We start from the raw sequence: 18,679 nt of genomic DNA, 5'->3' as shown, positions 1-18,679 counted from the left end.
CCCCGGACGGGGGCGGTACAGGAGGTGTTTCTGAGGAGGGCTATTTAGATTATAGTCATCACCAACAACCTGTCAAGTCCCCTGAATCTGATTAAGATATAGTATCGTATAAAGTATTTTTCTGCTCTTTAATCTCCATCCCATATCTGGTTTTCTAATAATTTTCACCTTACCCTACCCTTTTTAATAATTCAGGAGTAAATATTGTAAGCGGCGACAAAAATTCTTAAAGACGCCTTTTTAGTGTTGTGTTGGTTTCTTAGAAGAACGTACTTTTCTCTTCCTGGTTCTTGATGTGATTACGCCGTTCGCCGAAATCCTTTTAATTACCGAATTGTTATCGGTATTGATAGAGTAGTTTACAACTATCGTTGAAAAGGCAATAAAGAGAAAAAGGGTTATATTATGCTGAGTCGAGAGGAAAAAATGAGCCATGAGCGAGCTTGCAAACCCAACAAACAACCCCTCCATCTCTAACATACGGCTGCGGTCATTCTTCTCTTCATAGTGTTTACGCGAACGCCAGAAATTTCTAAAGGAGAAGAAAAGCGCCCCGAGGAACGGAACGAAACCGGCAAGCCCTGTACCGGAAAGAATCTCTAAATATGTATTGTGTATAACCTGGTTATAATTTTCCGCACTTGTAGTCGAGTAGTAAGCAAAAACCCATCGGAAACAATCCGCTCCAATGCCAACAAGAGGGTGGTCCCAGAAGATTTTGAGAGAAATTAAAGCAAAATAGCCCCGCCAGTCTACAGAGGCAGCCCTGGCTCCTCTCAAAAAACTGTATAGTGTTAAGCCTCCTGAGAAGAAGTCCTTGAATCCCAGATAGAGAAGAAATACAACGACAATCGACACTGCAAAGAACAGGAGAAGCTTTCTTTGTCTCCAGTAGAGGATGAACTGAGTCGGCAAGAGTACGATAAGCATGCTTCTGGAATAGGTTAAGGGGAGGGTTAGCGTCATTACAGCATATGCGCCGAAGTATAAGAATTTAAGCCACTTATTCTTTGCGGCTACTCCATAGTAGAAGGAGAAGCAAAGAAAGGGAAGCAGCCAGAACCCGAAGTAGTTGGGATCTGTTAGAGTTCCTGTCGCTCTCAATACCGCTACCCCTGTGAGTTTTTGAGCAAGGGCTATTACGCATTGGATGACAAGATTTACAACAAATATGTTGACCACCGTTTTAACCCGTTTTTCGCCACCCAAGATGTTTATGAATACCCAGTAGGACAAAACATTCCCGAAGAAAAGACCCACGCCCATAAATGAATTTTCCAGATCATAGAAAGCCAGAAGGGAGAGAACGCACCCTGTCAAAAACAAGATAAGGGATGCGCCAAGAGGAGTAATGACAAAACTGCCTGAACGTTTGGATGCAAGGATAGAGGGTATGGATAATGCAGTCAGAAACAACCCTGCGAATCTAACAAAACTTTCCATAGGCAAATAGTCAGCAAGAATATACGAAAATGGTATCAAGAAGAAATAAGCAAGCCAGAAAGGATACGGATTATACAAGCAAAGCAGAACGACAAGAAGGCCAACAGGTAAGAGCGCTACGATTAAGCCTTTAATACCCGATAACAAGCAACCTAGAGTAAGGCTGAGCGCTAAAGTGCCCACCAAAGCTAAAGCGACCCACAAGGGTTCCCTCGAAACGCGATTGACTCTTCCAGCTATCGCTTTAATCACCTGTCGTTCCTGGATATCATCTTTCTCATGACCAAACTCTAACTTTACTTAGCAAATTATTATTGTCAATTTGACATACCAGCGAAAGAGAAGCTCTTGATGTAATAACTCACTGGAATAATGACACTTGACGTGTGAGAAATCATCAATATAATCCTTGGATGTTGTTCTCAAAATCCCTTGTGCCGACGCTCAGGGAAGACCCTCGCCAGGCAGAAAACGTAAGTCACAAGCTCCTGCTCAGAGCCGGCTTCATAAGACCTTTAGGTTCAGGGCTTTATAACGTTCTACCGCTGGGCATGAGGGTAATTCAAAAGATTATTACGATAATCCGGGAGGAGATGAACCGCATTGGAGGCCAGGAGATGCACCTTTCGGCATTATCTCCCAGGTCTATATGGGAACAATCGGGCCGCTGGGATACTTTCGGGGACGATATGTTCCGTTTGCGTGATCGTAAAAAGCAGGATATGGCTCTCTGCCCAACGCACGAGGAGATTATGGCGCTCATAGCCTCTAAGGAGCTTCGTTCATACAAGGAACTTCCCCAGCTTTGGTACCAATTTCAAACGAAGTTCCGGGACGAGCCTCGTCCGCGAGGGGGCGTGTTGAGGACTCGACAGTTTACCATGAAGGACTCATACAGCTTCGATGTTGATTTTGAAGGTCTTCACCGCTCATACAAGTTGAACGAGGAGGCTTATTCGCGCTCGTTCAGGAGGATGGGTCATAATTTCTTCATGGTTCATGCCTCTGGCGGGCTGATGGGCTCTGGAGAATCGGCGGAGTTCATGGTGGAGGCGGAGTCGGGAGAGGATATTGCCATTGTATGTCCGGGCTGCGACTACAGGGCCAATTCGGAAGTCGCAGAGGCTGTGGCCAGACCATCAGATGAACTGGCTTCTAAAAGGGAAAAGGTTCACACCCCCAACCTCAAGAGCGTTGAAGAGGTTTCTGCCTTTCTCGGCGTCAGCCCTTCCCAGCTTGTGAAGAGCCTGCTTTATGTCAGAATGGGCAAGCCCCTCCTGGTGCTTGTACGCGGCGATTATTCTTTGAGCGAGGAAAAGCTCAAGAGAACCTTCGGAAGAGAACTCGAGCCCGCTTCGGACGAGGAAGCCAGACGCTACATGGGCGCTTCTTTAGGTTTTCTCGGGCCTCAGGGCATCGATATCGAGATATACGCCGATAAGAGTCTTGAAGCGCATGATACTTACGCGGCAGGAGCAAACGAGGATGACCATCACATACTCGGCATAAACCTTTCCAAAGATGCAACTATCAGGGAATACCTTGACCTCAGGGCTGTAAGGAAGGGCGATCTTTGCATTAAATGCGGTTGCGAGATTGAAGAAAAGAAGACAATTGAACTCGGACATATATTCAAGCTCGGAACGAAATACTCGGAGTCTATGGGAGCAAAGGTTCTGGACGAGGAGGGAAAGGAAAGACCTGTAGTGATGGGCTCATACGGAATAGGAATTGAGCGCTCAATGGCTGCCCTGGTCGACCAGTATTACAAAGAGGAACGCATGTCCTGGCCCATAGAGGTGGCGCCGTACGAGGTCGAGGTTGTGTCGCTAGGAGAGAACGAGCGTTCGGCGAATCTTCACGACGCCATCGCCGCTAAAGGCCTGGAAGTCGCTCTCGACGACCGCGACATCGCACCAGGAGCCAAGTTCGCCGACGCCGACCTTATCGGAATACCTTTCAGGGTCGTTGTCGGGCCCAGAGGGCTAAAGGAAGGCAACGTGGATATAAAAATAGTAAAAACAAACGAGCTTATTGCAGTCAGGGTCGAGGATGCGGCTTCGAAGGTTACAGAGCTCGTGGCTAAGGAGAAGCTTGATGGCATTGCCTCCTGAACTCGAGCGAATCGTGCTTGACGTTATCAAGGAAAGAGGCTGCAGGCTCTATCATGCGGAGCTGAAGGGTAACCGGCTCGAGGTTTACATAGAAAAGCAGGGTGGAGCATCCGTTGGCGACTGCGAGGCTGTCAGCAGGAATCTTTCTCTTAATCTCAAGACCGCAAGGGATGAATGGCGCGATATCATGCTTGATATATCCACTCCCGGCATAGAACGAAGGCTTTATTCAACCGAGCATTACCGAAGCGCTCTGGGACAGAACGTAGAAATCAGGGGTAAGGGTAAGGAAGAAATGTTCGAGGGAAGCCTCAAAGAGGTCGACGAAGACGGAATTTTGATAGAATCACATACCGGCGTGGGTCGCCGGATCAGCTACAACGAGATCCTCTCGGCCCAGGTGAAACTAACCACCGAGGAACTCTTCAAAAGGAGATAGATATGGAAACTGAAATCACAAGACTCGTAACCCAGCTTGCCCGCATCCGAAACGTAGAGGTGGGATACGTTTACGAGACCCTGGCGCAAAGCATAATCGCAGGCTTAAAGCGCCGCTTCGGAAGGGACGTCAGACACGAGGTCAACGTCAATCCGGCGTCAGGAGATATCGAGGTGGCTATAATCCAGACTGCGGTCAAGCATGTTGAAAATATATCCCTTGAAATATCGCTAGATGATGCCTTAAAAATAAAACCGGACGCAAAGGAAGGAGAGGATGTCCGGATAGAGATACCTCTGCAGGAGGTGGGACGAGTAGCGATACAGAGGACTATCGACGAACTGACACACCGGCTCAGGGAAGCCGAACGCAACAAGCTCTTTAACGAGTTTGCCAAAAAGAAGGGCGATATAATCTCGGGAACGATTCACAAGATTGAAAAGGACGAGATACTCGTCAATCTGGGGCCCATCTACGGAACCCTGCCTCTAAGGGACCAGCTGAAGACGGACCACCATCAGATAGGCACGGCGTTCAAGTTCTACGTGCTTCGAGTCGACCGGACGCCTATCGGTCCAAGGGTCTACCTTTCTCGAACGCATCCCGACTTCTTGAAGAAGCTGCTCGCTCACGAGGTTCCCGAAATCCAGCAGGGGATTGTCGAGATTAAAGCGGTGGCGCGGATTCCGGGTGTGCGCTCGAAAGTGGCGGTTACCAGCCATGACGACAAGATAGACCCGATAGGCGCATGCGTCGGCTACCGCAAGGTCCGCATACAGAACGTGATGAAGGAAATTTCAGGAGAGAAGATTGACGTCATTCAGTGGCACTCGGACGAGAAGATCTTCATCTCGCGCGCCATGAGTCCTGCAAAGGTCGGCGAAGTCATCAAGGAGGAAGATTCCTTTACCATAATAGTGCCCGATGACGAATTCTCTAAGGCGATAGGAAGAAAAGGCCAGAACGTCTGGCTCGCCTCGCTGATAACGAGTTCAAAGCTCGATATCCTCAAGGAATCCGATTACCGCAACAGGCTCTTCAGCCAGCGGGTCTCCCAGATTCTCATTGATACGCTCGACTTCCTTGAGGAAGCTACTAAAACCGCTCTTGTCGACGCAGGGTTCACGACGGTAGTGTCATTGTTCGAACAGCCGCCAACGGAAATAGCGAAGGTTCTCGGATGGGACCCTGCAAAAATCGATCAGCTAAAGACCCAGATTCGCGAGCAGCTTGAACGCAGGGAGCTGGAAAGAAAGCTCTTCGAGAAGGAGAAGCTTGCCGAGATGAGGGCTGCCGCTCGCGAGGAAAGCGCTGAACAACCTGAAGAAGGGAAGACAGGAGAGGCCGAGGTAGGCGAAATGACTGCTCAGAGCGAGGGTCAAGAGATTCAAGAAGAAGCGGACGAGGAGGAACCCGGGAATAATGATTCCGGGCAAGCCCTTGATTCGACGCAAGCGTCAGGCCAGATTCAGGATGACTCGCCAGAGGAAGCGGAAGTGAATAAACCGGAATCGACGACTCCTGAAGAAGAAACCAAGTCCGGTTCCGAAGAGGAGAATTCGTAGTGAAGCCCCGCAAGCTCAAGCTCTTCGAAGCCGCAGAGCGGCTGCGTCTATCAAGCGAAGCTCTGGCGCGTATGATGAAGGAGCTTGGCTTCAAGGAAAGAGGCTACACTTCATACATAAATCCCGACGAGTTCGAGGCGGTTAAGGCAAGACTGCGCGACGAGAAACAGAAGATCAAGCAGTCGATGCAGCGAAAGCCCCCTTCCTCTAAAAGAACCTCCGCGAGAAGACCCAGGGTGCCTCCCGAACAGGAGATACAACGCGCCGTCAAGGAAACGCTTGCCAGGATGGACCACAAGCATTCCAGGAAAAAGCCCCCCAGGCCGAAGCATTCGACCCGACCGGCTCGCAAATTCCGCAGGGCCGAAGAAGAGCAGAACATATTCGAGCCAAAAAGGGAATCCCAGCATACTTCGGTTCGGGAAACTTCTGTAAGCGCTTTCATGAGTGTTTCAGAGGTAGCGCACTCCTTCGGAGTACCGCCTGCCGAAATAATCAAGCGCTGCGTGGCGATGGGCGTATTCGTCACGATCAACGAACGTCTTAACCTTGATACGATCTCGATACTTGCCGAGGATTTCGGCATCAAGATAAGAGTCGAGGAAGAGCCTGCGCTCGCCGCCGAGGAAGAGACTGAAGAATTCGAACACAAAAGCAGGCCGCCCGTTGTCGTCATAATGGGGCACGTTGACCACGGAAAGACCACCCTTCTGGATTACATACGCAAGACCCGCGTGGCAGCCCAGGAAGCCGGCAGGATAACCCAAAGCATAGGAGCCTACACCGCCCAGGTAAAGGATTACCGGATAGTTTTTCTGGACACACCCGGTCACGAGGCATTCACCGCTATGAGAGCGAGAGGAACCTCCGTAGCCGACCTCGCTGTTCTTGTGGTCGCTGCGGACGACGGCATCAAGCCGCAGACAATCGAGGCCATAAACCACGCAAAGGCCGCTGATCTTCCGATTATCGTTGCTATTACGAAAAGCGACCTTGCCACCGCAGATCCGGACAAGGTAAAGACCCAGCTTACGCAGCACAGCATTGTGGTCGAGGCATTCGGCGGCAAGACAATCGCCATAGAGGTATCGGGCGTAACCGGACAGGGCGTGGACGATCTACTGGATGCAATACAAGTCACTTCAATGGAGCTCAATCTCGAGGCTCCGTACGAAGGTCATGCAAGGGGCGTAGTTATCGAATCAAAGCTCGATAAAAGCAAGGGGACTATAACCACCATCATAGTCGAGAAAGGTACGCTCGAAAGAGGCGATCCTTACATATGCGGAGACTGGAGCGGCAGGGTGCGGGAGATGACCGACGAGAATTCCAAAAGGCTTGAGCGTGCCACGCCAGGAATGCCCGTGCTCGTTCTCGGCGTTGGAGGAATAACCGAGCCTGGCGAAACCTTCGAGGTCATAGAAAGCGAACGCGCGGCGCGCGAACTCGCCCAGCGGCGCCAGCTTTTAAGAAGGGAGCGCACCCTGGCAAGGGCATCGAAACTTTCGCTTGAATCAATCCAGAAGCAGATTCAGACAGGCGACATCAAGGAGCTTAAAATAATTCTCAAAGGAGACGTCTTCGGCTCGGTCGAGGCGCTTACATCATCCCTCGAAAACCTTTCAATTGATGAGGTAAAGGTAAGGGTTATTCATTCGGGCGTAGGACCTATAAACATAACGGACGTAAACCTGGCCGAGGCCTCAGGAGCCGTTATTATAGGTTTCCACGTCACCGTTCATGCCGATGCCCGCTCAAGGGCAACCGACGTCGGAATCGAGATTAGAACCTACAAGGTGATATACGATGCAATCGACGACGTCAGGGCTGCAATGCTCGGAATGCTCGAACCGGAGGAGGAGGAGGTAATCCTTGGCCACGCTGAAGCAAGACAGGTGTTCAAGATCCCAAAGGTCGGAACAATTTCCGGTTCATACATGCTAGACGGCAAAGTAACCCGCGATTCTAAGGTGCGGGTATATCGCGGAAACGAACAGCTTGCTGAAACAACGCTGGCATCCTTGCAGAGGTTCGAAAAATCGGTGAAAGAAGTGGAAGCAGGATTCGAATTCGGCATGAGGCTCGCCGAATGGGACGATCTCAAGCAAGGCGACAAGTTCGAGTTCTTCAACGTGATTCAACGCGAAAGAAAGCAATGATAGGACTCCTGGAGATAGGACTTCTTAATTCGGCGTCGCATTCCCTTAAGGACAAGCGCCGCGATCTTTCGAGCCTTGTGCAAAAGATACACAACGAGTTCAACGTCTCGGCTGCTGAGATAGAAGGTCAGGATACATGGCAGCGCACAAAGCTTGCTATTGTTGTGGTTTCAAACGATGCAAGGCACAACAGTCAGGTTCTTGAAAGAATAGTCGAAAAGATAAGGACCCGTCATCTCGAATGGCAGCTTCTGGATTACCAGATTAGGGAGGTTTACTGATGCCTGAGAGAGCAAGAAGGGTCGCCGCTCTTGTTAAGCAGAACGTCGCAACAATAATCATCGAGGAGTTCACGCGTCCCGAAATGCAGTGGATTACGATTACGGACTGTGTTATGACACGCGATTTGAAGCACGCCGATTTGTACTTTTCTTCGGTCGAACAGCGCCTCGCTCACGAAGAAGCGGCGAAGGTTCTTGAGGAGGAGAAGGGCAGGATTAAGAAGAAGCTTGCTGCAAGGATAGTACTCAAATTCATGCCCGAGCTGCACTTCAAATGGGACGATACGGTGCTCATCGACCAGAAGATCCAGGAGATTAAGGATGCTGAGCGCAGAGATACTTGAAAGGATAAGAAGCGGCAATAGCTTCTGGGTTGCCACTCATATCGATCCGGACGGCGATGCGATTGGTTCAGTGCTTCTGGTCGGACGGCTTCTCAGACATCTTGGGAAAAAATATGCAATTTATCTCTGCGATCCTGTTCCTCATAAATTCGAGTTTCTTGCAGGTGTTGAGGAGATAACAAACAAAGAGCCTGACTTCAAGCCCGATACTTTCATCACGGTCGATCTGCCCGATCTTGTGCGTCTGGGCTACACCCCGCCGCAATCGCAAATAATAAACATCGATCATCACCCCTCAAACGAGGACTACGGCGATTACAACTGGATTGACGTAAATAGAACGGCCGCTTGCGTTATGGTTCTCGAACTCCTGAAATCTGTTGACTTTCCTCTCGGAAGACAGGAGGGCGAGATGGTCTTTACGGGTATATATACCGAAACCGGAGGTTTTTCTTACCCTAACGTATCGACTGAGGTGTTTCTGGTTTCGGCCGATATCCTCGAATTGGGTGTTAACGCAGCCGATATAGCGCTCAGGATGACGGCAAGGGACGAACGCAACCTTGCGCTTCTTGGAAAAGTGCTCGCCACATTAAGAATAGAGGACACGGTGGCTACTATAGAACTGACCGAGAACATGCTCAAGGAACTGGAGATAAACAGAGCCGATCAGGATTCAGACAGCTTCATCCGCTACCCTGTTTCCATTCCCGGGGTCAGGATAGCCATCTTCTTCAGGGAAAATCCCACATCGGGCGAGGTAAGGATGAGTTTCCGCTCTCTCACCGGGGTAGACGTAAACCAGCTTGCCGCAAGGTTCGGAGGAGGAGGACATCAGAACGCGGCAGGCGCAAGGGTACGAGGCGACTACAAAGAGGTCAAGAAAAGAGTCCTGGAAGAAGCGAAGGGGTATCTTTCGTGCGCGGAGGCTTAAGGGTCTACAAGCCGCTGGGCGTCAGTTCCTTCGACGTAATAAGAAGCCTGAGGAGTATCATGCCTCCTGGCACGACATTGGGACATGCAGGGACGCTTGATCCTGCGGCAGACGGACTCCTTCTCGTGCTCGTAAACGAGGCAACAAGAGTCCAGCATCTTCTCAAGGATTTGGATAAAACCTACCTTGCCGTAGTCAGGCTTGGAGTGGAGACAGATACACTCGATAAGACCGGTAAAGTTATCAGAGAAGCCGAAGTTCCAGAGATAGACACCGAAGCCATAAGGGCTGCGCTCGGCGAGCTTGAGGGCAAAAGAAAGCAGAAACCCCCTGTCTTTTCAGCGATAAAGGTGAACGGCCGAAGATCTTACGAGAGGGCGCGAAAAGGAGAGGAGTTCGAGCTGCCTGAAAGACAGGTAGAGATAAAGGAACTCGAACTAGTCAAATGGCGCTCGCCTCTTATTGAGATACGCTCGCTTGTATCCTCCGGAACGTACATACGCTCACTCGCAAAAGAGATAGGCGCGGCGCTTTCGCTTCCCGCATCGCTTGAGCATCTGAAGAGAACTCACATAGGTGCGTTTTCTTCCGATGATGCGGTGAGGCTAGAAGGCTTGACTTTCGAAGTTGTTGAACGCTCCCTGCTCGATTTGAGGCAGCTTCTGGCCCACATCCCGCAGTATGTCGTGAACGAGGAAGCGGCGTTGAGATTGCTACAGGGCAATGCTCTTGAGATGGAAGCTGCCGAGCCTTTTTGCGGGCAAGGAGCGGCTGCGGTCTTCTCGGGTGATGGGATGAAAGCGTTTCTGTGCAGCCGCGAGGGACGCACGATTCGCTCCAAGAGACTCTTATATAACAATGGAGCAGTTGATGGAAGGTAAGGCGGCTGTTATTGGAGTCTTTGACGGCGTTCACAAAGGCCATGCCACCCTTATTGATATTCTGCTGAAAGAAGCCTCAAGGATGCAGCTTGTGCCGTTTGCCATAACGTTCGATCCTCCACCTGCTCTTTTCTTCAATCCATACTTCAGCTTTCTTCTTACGACAAGCGATGAAAAGAAGGAGCTTCTGGCCTCTATGGGTCTGAAAAGGGTTGATTTTATTGACTTCAGGCTTGTGGCAAACAAAGAACCTGAAGACTTCATAAGGGATGAGCTCATCAAGCGCGGAATAAAGCTGATAGTGATAGGCGAAGGCTTCCGCTTCGGACACAAGAGAAGGGGCGATGCAGGGATGCTTGAGGAAATCGGGAATTTCACCGTGCTTTCGGTTAAGAAAGAATGTTTTGAAGGCGATTACATAAGCTCCACTCGTATCAGGGAACTCCTTCTTCTCGGACACGTTCACCAGGCGAACATACTTCTTGGATACGAGTATGCATTGAGAGGATTGAGGGAAAAGGGCATCGGACGCGCCGGCTCGGTTCTCAACACGCCCACGGTTAACATGAAAGCCTCTGAACCTCACAAGCTCGTTCCGGCTGACAGCATCTACGCAGTCAGATTCGGCAGTTCGAGAAAACCCGGGGTATGCTATATAGGCTCCAGCCCGACCTTTGGCGACGGCGTTCACAAGATAGAAGTACACCTACTCGATGGACCGCCGGATGAAAGTGAAGAGATGGTTGTGAGATTCGTCGCGCGGCTGAGGCCGGATATGAGATTCGATTCTGTCGAAGCCTTGAGACTGAAGGTCAAGGAGGACGTCGAGCGGGCAAGGAGGCTCCTTTCTCTAAGCTGAACGCAGGCGAGTTCTTCAAGCTTTTCAGAAACCGCAACTTCTGCCTGTTTGCGTTCGCCAATATGATTTCGCAGGTAGGCGACCGTTTCACCCAGATGGCTTTTATAGAGCTTCTGGGAAAGGAGTTCTTCGGCAAGTTCTCCGCATTCGGAGGCGTGGCAGTGATATTTACCCTGCCATCGATTATCTTCGGACCTTTTACCGGACCCCTCATAGATTCCTGGCGCAAGAAGCGGGTGCTGCTCGTAGGCGATTTCGTGAGAGCTGTTCTTGTCGCGCTCCTGCCTATCGCATACACCATCCATCTGGGAGGCCAGCGCTACAATCTCTATGCGATGTTTGCCGTAGCCCTGGTGGTCTACATCTTCGGTTTCTTTTTTTCAGCCGCCCGTCTCGCTTTCGTTCCGCTCATAGTCCCGAGGGATGAGCTATTGAGGGCCAACTCCGCAAACATGACGCTCCTGCGCCTTGCAACGGGAATAGGAACCCTCCTGGGCGGAGTTGCGGTGTCTCTGATAGGCTGGCGTATGGGATTCCTTGTGGATGCACTTACGTATCTTGCATCGTTCGTCCTGATACTCATGATATCTTCTAAGGAATCGGAGACTGACAAGGACATCACAGGAAGCGTGGAGGCAAGAATAAAGGAGCACAGACAGAAGGCAAGAATCAATCTTGATTACCTTTTGAACGCGTTCAGGAAAACGGCGGTAAACCTCTTCCTTATCCCGGCTGCTTATATTGCGGATTTCGCAAAGGACGAGTTCGGAAAAAGAAGGATGAAGAAAGCAAAGAGCGTTGACTTGAAGGCAGAGTTCGTACGTTATATAGACTATATCAAAGGCGGAATCAAGTTGATGGTTAACACGCGGACGATGGTCTTCGTGATGACGTCCCTTCTCGTAATATTTCTTATCTCCGGCGTAGCTTTCTCGGTTATAGTTCCTACCGTTCAGCAAACGCTCAAGCTCGAGACCATAGGCGTTACCGTTCTTGCCGCAGCCGCAGCCCTTGGCATGTTCCTTGGACCTTTCTTTACCGGCATGTTCGGTTCTGCCTTCCGGAAGCAAAGACTGATGATTACGAGCTTCATTCTTCTGGGGTTGATCTTCATCGCAGGAGGCGGAACCTACCTGGCGGTCGGGCTCGAGCGCGCACTGTCGGTGCCTTGGCTGAACTGGACGCTCATATGCATGATGGGTATTATAATTCTTATCGCCGGGATGCTTTTCTCGGCAATCAACATAAGCCAGGATACCATAATTCAGGAGCGCATTCCAAAGGAAGCGCGGGGTCGTCTTTTCGCATGGAGGGAAACGCTCGCGAGTCTGGCTTTTGTCGCGACCGCTGTGCCTGCCGGCTTCATAGCGGAGAGGGTTTCCTTCGAGTACGTTCTTGTAGCCGTCGGAGGGATTGTTATTGTTTGCTCTCTCGCCTGGATGCCCGTTTTGAAGACGAGAGAAGCTGTTAATTCATTAGATGGAGATGTAAAGTGAACGCATTGTTTTTTATTTCCGCTCTTATTTTCGCGGCGCCGAAGATTGAGATATCCGAACCCAGCTTCGATTTCGGATACTCGCTCTCAAGCTACAGCTACCGTCATACTTTCCGGATTTATAATAAGGGCGATTCCCCACTTAGAATCCTGGGCGTCCGCACTTTCTGCGGATGTTCGACTACTGAGCTTTCGAAGAGAGCTATCGAGTCCGGAGACAGCGCATCGTTCGAATTCCTATATGAGACGCAGGGGTTCTTCGCCGAATGCGTGAAATGGGCTTACGTGAGAACGGACGATCCCGAGGACTCCCTCTCTAAGATAAACGTAACAATACGCTTGTATGAGGATTACAAACGAACGCCTTTTTCAGTGGAGCCTGAATTCCTCTTTCTCGGCAAAACCGATTCGCTCAAGTCAAGCGTCAATCTTGTCCTTAAGAATAATTCGAAAACGGATTACACAATCAAGCTCGTCGAGACACCGGTTGTGCTTGAGGAAGTTGACTTCCAGCCCGGAGTCCTCGAGGCTGGCCAGACTTTGAATCTAGCGTTGAGGCCCAGGACGGATGTAGCTGATGTCAGCAAGTTTAAAAGCTCTATTACCTTTGAGGCATACACCCAGACTGAGACCGTTCGCTTCTCGGTTCCTTTGCTTGTTGAATTTGCGAATCGTTAGCGGCGGCAGTCAGAGGATGCTTTTTTTCGGTTGATGGTTGACAGACGCCTGATTACCGAGTACACTTTTATGCTGCTAATAAACGCTAGGAGGTTTAATTGCCTGGTTTAATGGATGAACTGCAAGGCGCACTTGCGAGATTGAACCAATCCGCCCCCGAGATAAGGGCGTCGGCTTTCATCAGTCTCGATGGGCTGATGCTTGCCTCGGCTCTTCCGCAGGGAACAAACGAGGATGCCATTGCAGCAATGAGCGCGACCGTTCTTGCAATCGGTGAGCGGACAACGAGGGAGTTCTCTGTCGGGGCGCTTGAGCAGACTTATTTTAAGGGTATCGATGGATACATACTCCTGCAGGGCGCCGGAGAAGACGGTGTATTGGTAACTGTAACAGGACCTAACGCGAAACTCGGAATCCTTTTTCTTCTTCTTAAACGCACAATAGATGAAATCCGGCAGCTTGTACGAAAGGCTATAGCGCCTCAGACCTTCCAGCCGTCATACCGCCAGCCGGAGCCGCCGCCGACTATTCCTCCAGCAAATCCCTGGAGCAGCTGATAACCGGCATGCTTGAAGGAGAGGATAAACCGAGAGCCGCCCAGAAACCAAAGCTTAAGATGGGAGGCTCGCTCGGCGCTTTGCCCACCGAAAACCTCCTGCAGATGATAGGAAACCTGAGGCTTTCAGCCAGACTCCTTCTCGAAGAACCTTCCACAAAGGATTTCTGTCTTTTGACATTTCGCGAGGGGGAGCTGGTTCCTGAGATTGAAAGCTCTCATTATCCTTCGCTGACCGAAACGCTCGCGCAGGACAAAACGGTTGACAGGGCAAGTCTTAACGAACTTAGTCTGGCGCACTCCGAGCTTCCATTATGGAACAGACTTCTTGTTTCAGGGCTCACGAACAGAGTGCAACTGAAGGATTATCTGGTTGAAGGCGTCCGGATAACGCTAGAAAGATTCCGCAATCTTGGGGGGCTCCATTTCGAATTATCGCCCATCCCTACGGAAAGACTAGGCACGTCGCAGGGCTATCCCGTTTCCGAGATATGCTCTCTGGCGCGAAGGCCGAAGGAGGCTCCCGTTGCACAACCCAAGCAAGAGAAAGAGGAGACGATACCGGAGATTCTCCGGGAGTTGATATCCCAGACTGCAGCAGCAAAAACGACCCCGCCCCCCCAGGATCAGAAGCCGCAAGAAAACAACGATATGCGCGACCTTCTCCTTCAGCTCCGCGAGCTTATCTCCGGTTCGCTCGCCTGCTACATTCTTAAATCCGAGGACAGAAGGATAGAAGCGTCTTCGACAACGCCGATGCTGGACGACCATCCCGATTTCCATTCGATCATAAGCCTCGTCTTCGACCAGCTGGCGGCAAGTCCCGAGAGGCTTCTTAAGATTAACGAGGTCTTTTTCTTTAGCGACGAGTATGTCGTGGGTCTCAATCTCCAGCATTCCGGTTACATAATACTGGTCATATGCAAAAAAGGCACCCCTCTCGGCGTCATACTCACGGGAATAAGAAAGGCCTCCCTTAAGGCAAAAGAGCTGTTCAAATGACGAATCTGTCAAGCCAGGCCAAAGTCGTTATAGTCGGCAAGGACGAAGCGGGTAAATCGACGCTCGTCCAGAACATCATCCCGACAGCCATGAATATCGAACGCAAGGGCCGAACGATAGCGCTTGATTACGGTAACAAGGAGCACAAGGGATTCAAATTACACCTTTTCGGAACGCCCGGCCAGACTCGATTCAGAATTGTCAGGGAGGTTGTGGCTAGAGGCATGGATATTGCGGTATGGGTGCTTGATTATTCAAGGAGGTTCGACGAGCGCGACCAGGATATACTTGATTTTCTTAACGAAGCAAAAGTGCCATTTATAGTTTTTGCGAACATAAAACCCGGGGTACAGAAGGAACGCCGCAAGGTCACAAGGCTCATAGGCGAACCTGAGGGGCTTAAGGGCATAGTGATAGGTTCTGCAAAATCGGGTTTCAGGGTAACCGAACTCCTTGACGAAATAGTCAAGGTGCTTTCCTCGATTGAAAGACCCAATCACAGATGGGATAAGCTCGCCGAGTCCTCATCCGAAAGCGCCTCCTGATTTTTAAACTCAGCCCTGGCGGCTGACGGGCATAGTGTTGGTCCTTGTGCGTCGTCTTTGAGGCGATAATACGAGTGAGATGACGAATGCAGCCGTTGCGAAGATAACGATGGTCGCACCTGAGGGAATATCGAGCCAGTAGGATGCCACAAGCCCTGAAAAAGTAGATGCAATCCCGAAGACGAGAGAAAGAACAAGAACGACCCTGTAGTTCTGGCTCCACTGTCTTGCCGTGGCCGTCGGAAGAACAAGAAGGGCTGAGACGAGAATGACTCCGACAATCTTTATCGCCGCCACTATGCTCAACCCAGTCATGGCCAGAAGAAGGTAGTAGAGAAATCCTTCGGGCAGTCCGGATGCCCTTGCAAGTTCGGGATCGAAGCTTGAGGCGAGAAATTCCTTGAAGAAAAGAAACAGGAGCAATAAAACGGCCAGCGCAACGCCTGCTATGAGCCATAAGTCGAGACCGGTCACTGCAAGGATTGAGCCGAAGAGATAGCTTATGGCGTCCGATGCATAGCCCTTTTTTAGAGCAAGAAAAAGAACACCCGTAGCCATCCCTGCGGCCGATAGAATCCCAATGCTTGTGTCTTCACGGACGAGTCCTTTGCGCGTTATCAATCCTATTCCGAGACCGGTTGCTATTGAGAACAAAGAGGCGATAAGAAAGATAGGCGCGTTGAGGAAAGCGGCGAGTCCTACGCCTCCGAAGGCGGCGTGCTCTATGCCTACGCCTATGAAACTCATGCGCCGAAGAACAACGAAAAAGCCAAGTAGCGAAAGAAGCAGGGATACGAGAAGGCCTGCAGCAATTGCGCGCTGCATGAATGCGGCTTCAAACATCCTTTCCTGCCTTTTTAATCGATTTACCTTTTGTTCGAGAATCTCTGCCTGCGCTGCGCCCGGCATCATGGGACGAACCGCGGCTTGCATTATTCGATTTTCCACCGGTGGTCGGCTTTTGAAATGCGTTACGAGGTGTGTCAGGGGAAGTTTTACGGGAGCTACGGGTGTTACGGGTGTTACGGGAGTTAGAGGTGTTACGGGTGGGGTTCCCAAAAGAAGACGAAGCATTCTTTTGGGGCTTTGAGTGTGCAGAGACCATCCTGTGCGGCACCTGACCGTGCAGAACCGCCTCCATCTGATTCCCGTAAATCCTTTCGAAATGCCCTTCGTCCCAGACGTCTGAAGGGCAGGCGTGCATGTGTACGGTTGTCGATACGCACGCCACTTCGTCAACAAACCGGGGCACAACCTGCAGTTCGTGGCTGGCAAGGATGACGGTAAGGGAAAAATCCTTCTTAAGCTCCATAAGCATGGTGAAGAATCTGTCCTTGGCCTCAATGTCTGCACCCGACGTTGGCTCGTCCAGAAGAAGAAGCCTGGGTTCGGATGCAAGCGCCCTCGCTATTGAGACGCGCTGCTTCTGCCCGCCTGAAAGCGAGCCGAGAGGTCTTGAGGCGATATCGCGGAGCCCGACTCGTTCAAGCATCGTTATCGCTATCTGCCTGTCCCTTGATGAGGGCATTCTTGCGATGCCAATCCTTGGATAGCGGCCCATCACCACTACGTCCAGAGCGCTTACCGGAAACTGCCTGTCGGTTTCGCTTTCCTGCGGCACGTACGCTATCTCCGATTTCTTGAGATCATGGTATTTAACGATTCCCCTTGCAGGATGAACAAGACCTAGTATGACGCGGATGAGCGTCGTCTTACCTCCGCCGTTAGGTCCTATAAGAGCAACCGCCGAACCTTTTGTGATATTCATATCTACGTCCCTCAGGGCATACACATCGCCGAACCGGACGTCCACCCCTTTTAAAGAGACGAGCGCTTCACTCATTTTGCACCCATGACGCTCGCCATGACTTCAAGGTTTTTCTCCATGAGTTCTATGTAGCTTTCATTATCGGCTCCCAGAGGGTCAAGTGTAACGACCCTCGCTCCCGCTTCGATTGCTATGACCTCGGCAGCCTTCGGCGAGAACTGCGGTTCGACGAACACTGCGGAAACATCCGACTTCTTTATGGCTTTAACGACATCGGTAAGGTGTCTGGGTGATGGTTCCTTGCCTGCAGACGGCATTATAACGGCAATCTCTTGAAGCCCGTATCTCTGGTCAAAGTACGCCCAGGCGGGATGGAAGGCAACGTACTCCTTCTTTGAAAATCCGGACGTGGTCTTAAGTATCTCCTTGTCAAGTGAATCGAGCCTTTCTATGTAGCGCAGGGCGTTGGAAGTGTAGGTCGATTTGCCTTCGGGGTCCAGCAGGGAGAGCGAGTCGAATATCGCACGCACGACTAGCTTAGCTATCTGGGGGTCGAGCCAGATGTGGGGGTTTGCCTCGCGGGAGTGGGTGTCCTGTTCATGTTCTGTCTCATCGATAAGGGTTATTCCCTCTAGCTTCGAGCAGATAAGCGTGCGGCTGTTCGCGGAGAGCATCGGCGCAAGCCATCTATCAATGTCGAGTCCTATCGAACAAACGAAGTCAGCCTCCGAGACATCCCTTGCCTGAGAAGGCAGCGGCTCGAACGTGTGCGGGGAGGCGCCTGGTGAGAGGAGTGTCGTAACCTTGACCCTTGAGCCGCCCACCTCCCGCACCCAGTCCGCAAGCACCGGGATGGTCGCGACTACCTTGAGTTTGGTTGAGGATTCCTTCTTGCTCGCGCATCCCGCTGAAAGGATGCATGCGGCAACGAGAGCGATTGAGAAAAGGAATATGAGACGCAAATATCCTCTTAAGCTATCCATATGCTTAAGGATAGCGGTGTTCCACCGGTTGTCAACTTCCTGGTTGACTACCTCAAAACCTGCGGGATCACGAACCTGAAGTAAAATGAGGATAACGACCGCAAGTGATTAATCCAGTCGGATCACTTTGGATGCAAGAATGAGAGTACCGGACAACGAACCCTTAAGAACTAGCCTCGAGAAATTGGAGATTGTGGGTGCGGGACTCGGCCGCGCCTTGCGTTTTGGGATTAAAGCGAATCTATGTAATACGTTTCAGAAGTGATATAAGACGTTATTTTCCCCAAATATCCAACTGATTCATTTTTTTGTTAGAGGTTGATTTCTTGGGGTAGAATAGACCTATTATCATCCAAGTATGTGGATGTAACAGATGAGTTCCCACAAAGAAATATGTGTTTCTATCTAAAGAACAGATTCGATCATAAAACCTCTTTCTTACTTTCTGAGCGGCTTCTTCTGGTGTAGAGCTATTCTTAAGCGCTTTCAGATAACATGCACCGACTTCCCAATCCTCAATCATAATCTTATGCGGTTTTTTACATCGCTCATCTTCACAAGAGAATAAATAGGAAAACTTGAAGGGGATTTTTGTAAGGGGCTTCTGTTTCGGGCCTATAAGAACCTGTTGCT

General features: G+C 50.6%; 18 protein-coding genes. 14 read left to right on the top strand and 4 right to left on the bottom strand.

The window, feature by feature from the left end; all coding sequences use genetic code 11:
• Positions 1 to 240: 240 nt before the first annotated feature.
• Positions 241 to 1,695 carry an O-antigen ligase family protein gene (locus GX441_05025; GenBank protein ID NLI98007.1) on the bottom strand — a complete coding sequence of 485 codons (1,455 nt, stop codon included), beginning with the start codon at positions 1,693 to 1,695 and terminating at the stop codon, positions 241 to 243.
• A gap of 161 nt (positions 1,696 to 1,856) precedes the next feature.
• Between GX441_05025 and GX441_05020 the strand changes: the two genes are divergently transcribed.
• From GX441_05020 to GX441_04955, 14 genes are all read left to right on the top strand, one after another.
• Entirely contained in the window at positions 1,857 to 3,557 is a 1,701-nt protein-coding gene (locus GX441_05020) for a proline--tRNA ligase (GenBank protein ID NLI98006.1), read from the top strand.
• Complete coding sequence (locus GX441_05015; protein ID NLI98005.1) at positions 3,541 to 3,996, top strand: hypothetical protein; 456 nt, start codon at positions 3,541 to 3,543, stop codon at positions 3,994 to 3,996. Before GX441_05020 ends, GX441_05015 begins: the two co-directional genes overlap by 17 nt.
• A gap of 2 nt (positions 3,997 to 3,998) precedes the next feature.
• Positions 3,999 to 5,561, top strand: a complete 1,563-nt coding sequence (gene nusA / locus GX441_05010) for a transcription termination factor NusA (GenBank protein ID NLI98004.1) — start codon at positions 3,999 to 4,001, stop codon at positions 5,559 to 5,561.
• Entirely contained in the window at positions 5,561 to 7,720 is a 2,160-nt protein-coding gene (gene infB, locus GX441_05005) for a translation initiation factor IF-2 (protein NLI98003.1), read from the top strand. The genes nusA and infB overlap by 1 nt, the downstream gene beginning before the upstream one ends.
• A complete protein-coding gene (locus tag GX441_05000) occupies positions 7,717 to 8,001 on the top strand; it encodes a DUF503 domain-containing protein (protein ID NLI98002.1) in 285 nt (94 codons plus the stop codon). The genes infB and GX441_05000 overlap by 4 nt, the downstream gene beginning before the upstream one ends.
• Entirely contained in the window at positions 8,001 to 8,345 is a 345-nt protein-coding gene (gene rbfA / locus GX441_04995) for a 30S ribosome-binding factor RbfA (protein NLI98001.1), read from the top strand. Before GX441_05000 ends, rbfA begins: the two co-directional genes overlap by 1 nt.
• Positions 8,323 to 9,279, top strand: a complete 957-nt coding sequence (locus GX441_04990) for a bifunctional oligoribonuclease/PAP phosphatase NrnA (protein NLI98000.1) — start codon at positions 8,323 to 8,325, stop codon at positions 9,277 to 9,279. Before rbfA ends, GX441_04990 begins: the two co-directional genes overlap by 23 nt.
• Entirely contained in the window at positions 9,264 to 10,160 is an 897-nt protein-coding gene (truB, locus tag GX441_04985) for a tRNA pseudouridine(55) synthase TruB (GenBank protein ID NLI97999.1), read from the top strand. Before GX441_04990 ends, truB begins: the two co-directional genes overlap by 16 nt.
• Positions 10,150 to 11,019 carry a hypothetical protein gene (locus tag GX441_04980; GenBank protein ID NLI97998.1) on the top strand — a complete coding sequence of 290 codons (870 nt, stop codon included), beginning with the start codon at positions 10,150 to 10,152 and terminating at the stop codon, positions 11,017 to 11,019. The genes truB and GX441_04980 overlap by 11 nt, the downstream gene beginning before the upstream one ends.
• Before the next feature lie 62 nt (positions 11,020 to 11,081).
• Entirely contained in the window at positions 11,082 to 12,515 is a 1,434-nt protein-coding gene (locus GX441_04975) for an MFS transporter (GenBank protein NLI97997.1), read from the top strand.
• Positions 12,512 to 13,192, top strand: coding sequence for a DUF1573 domain-containing protein (locus tag GX441_04970; GenBank protein NLI97996.1), 681 nt, complete (start codon positions 12,512 to 12,514; stop codon positions 13,190 to 13,192). Before GX441_04975 ends, GX441_04970 begins: the two co-directional genes overlap by 4 nt.
• Before the next feature lie 110 nt (positions 13,193 to 13,302).
• On the top strand, positions 13,303 to 13,749 hold the full coding sequence (locus GX441_04965; GenBank protein NLI97995.1) for a hypothetical protein: 447 nt from the start codon (positions 13,303 to 13,305) through the stop codon (positions 13,747 to 13,749).
• Positions 13,750 to 13,757: 8 nt separating this feature from the next.
• Complete coding sequence (locus GX441_04960) at positions 13,758 to 14,750, top strand: hypothetical protein (GenBank protein ID NLI97994.1); 993 nt, start codon at positions 13,758 to 13,760, stop codon at positions 14,748 to 14,750.
• The gene (locus GX441_04955) at positions 14,747 to 15,295 is read left to right on the top strand and encodes a GTP-binding protein (protein ID NLI97993.1); all 549 of its coding nucleotides are present in this window, start codon (positions 14,747 to 14,749) and stop codon (positions 15,293 to 15,295) included. The genes GX441_04960 and GX441_04955 overlap by 4 nt, the downstream gene beginning before the upstream one ends.
• Before the next feature lie 9 nt (positions 15,296 to 15,304).
• Here GX441_04955 and GX441_04950 read toward each other — a convergent pair whose 3' ends face one another.
• From GX441_04950 to GX441_04940, 3 genes are read right to left on the bottom strand one after another with little or no spacing between them, the layout of a single operon-like run.
• Entirely contained in the window at positions 15,305 to 16,138 is an 834-nt protein-coding gene (locus GX441_04950; GenBank protein NLI97992.1) for a metal ABC transporter permease, read from the bottom strand.
• Entirely contained in the window at positions 16,131 to 17,138 is a 1,008-nt protein-coding gene (locus GX441_04945) for a metal ABC transporter ATP-binding protein (GenBank protein NLI97991.1), read from the bottom strand. Before GX441_04945 ends, GX441_04950 begins: the two co-directional genes overlap by 8 nt.
• Positions 17,135 to 18,046, bottom strand: coding sequence for a zinc ABC transporter substrate-binding protein (locus GX441_04940; protein NLI97990.1), 912 nt, complete (start codon positions 18,044 to 18,046; stop codon positions 17,135 to 17,137). Before GX441_04940 ends, GX441_04945 begins: the two co-directional genes overlap by 4 nt.
• Positions 18,047 to 18,679: the final 633 nt, after the last annotated feature.

The sequence above is a fragment of the bacterium genome (genome assembly GCA_012517375.1).
Lineage (GTDB): Bacteria > Hydrothermota > Tepidihabitantia > B3-TA06 > B3-TA06 > JAAYVC01.
Note: the sequence above shows the minus strand (reverse complement) of the source record. Positions and strands in the feature narration are given on the sequence as shown.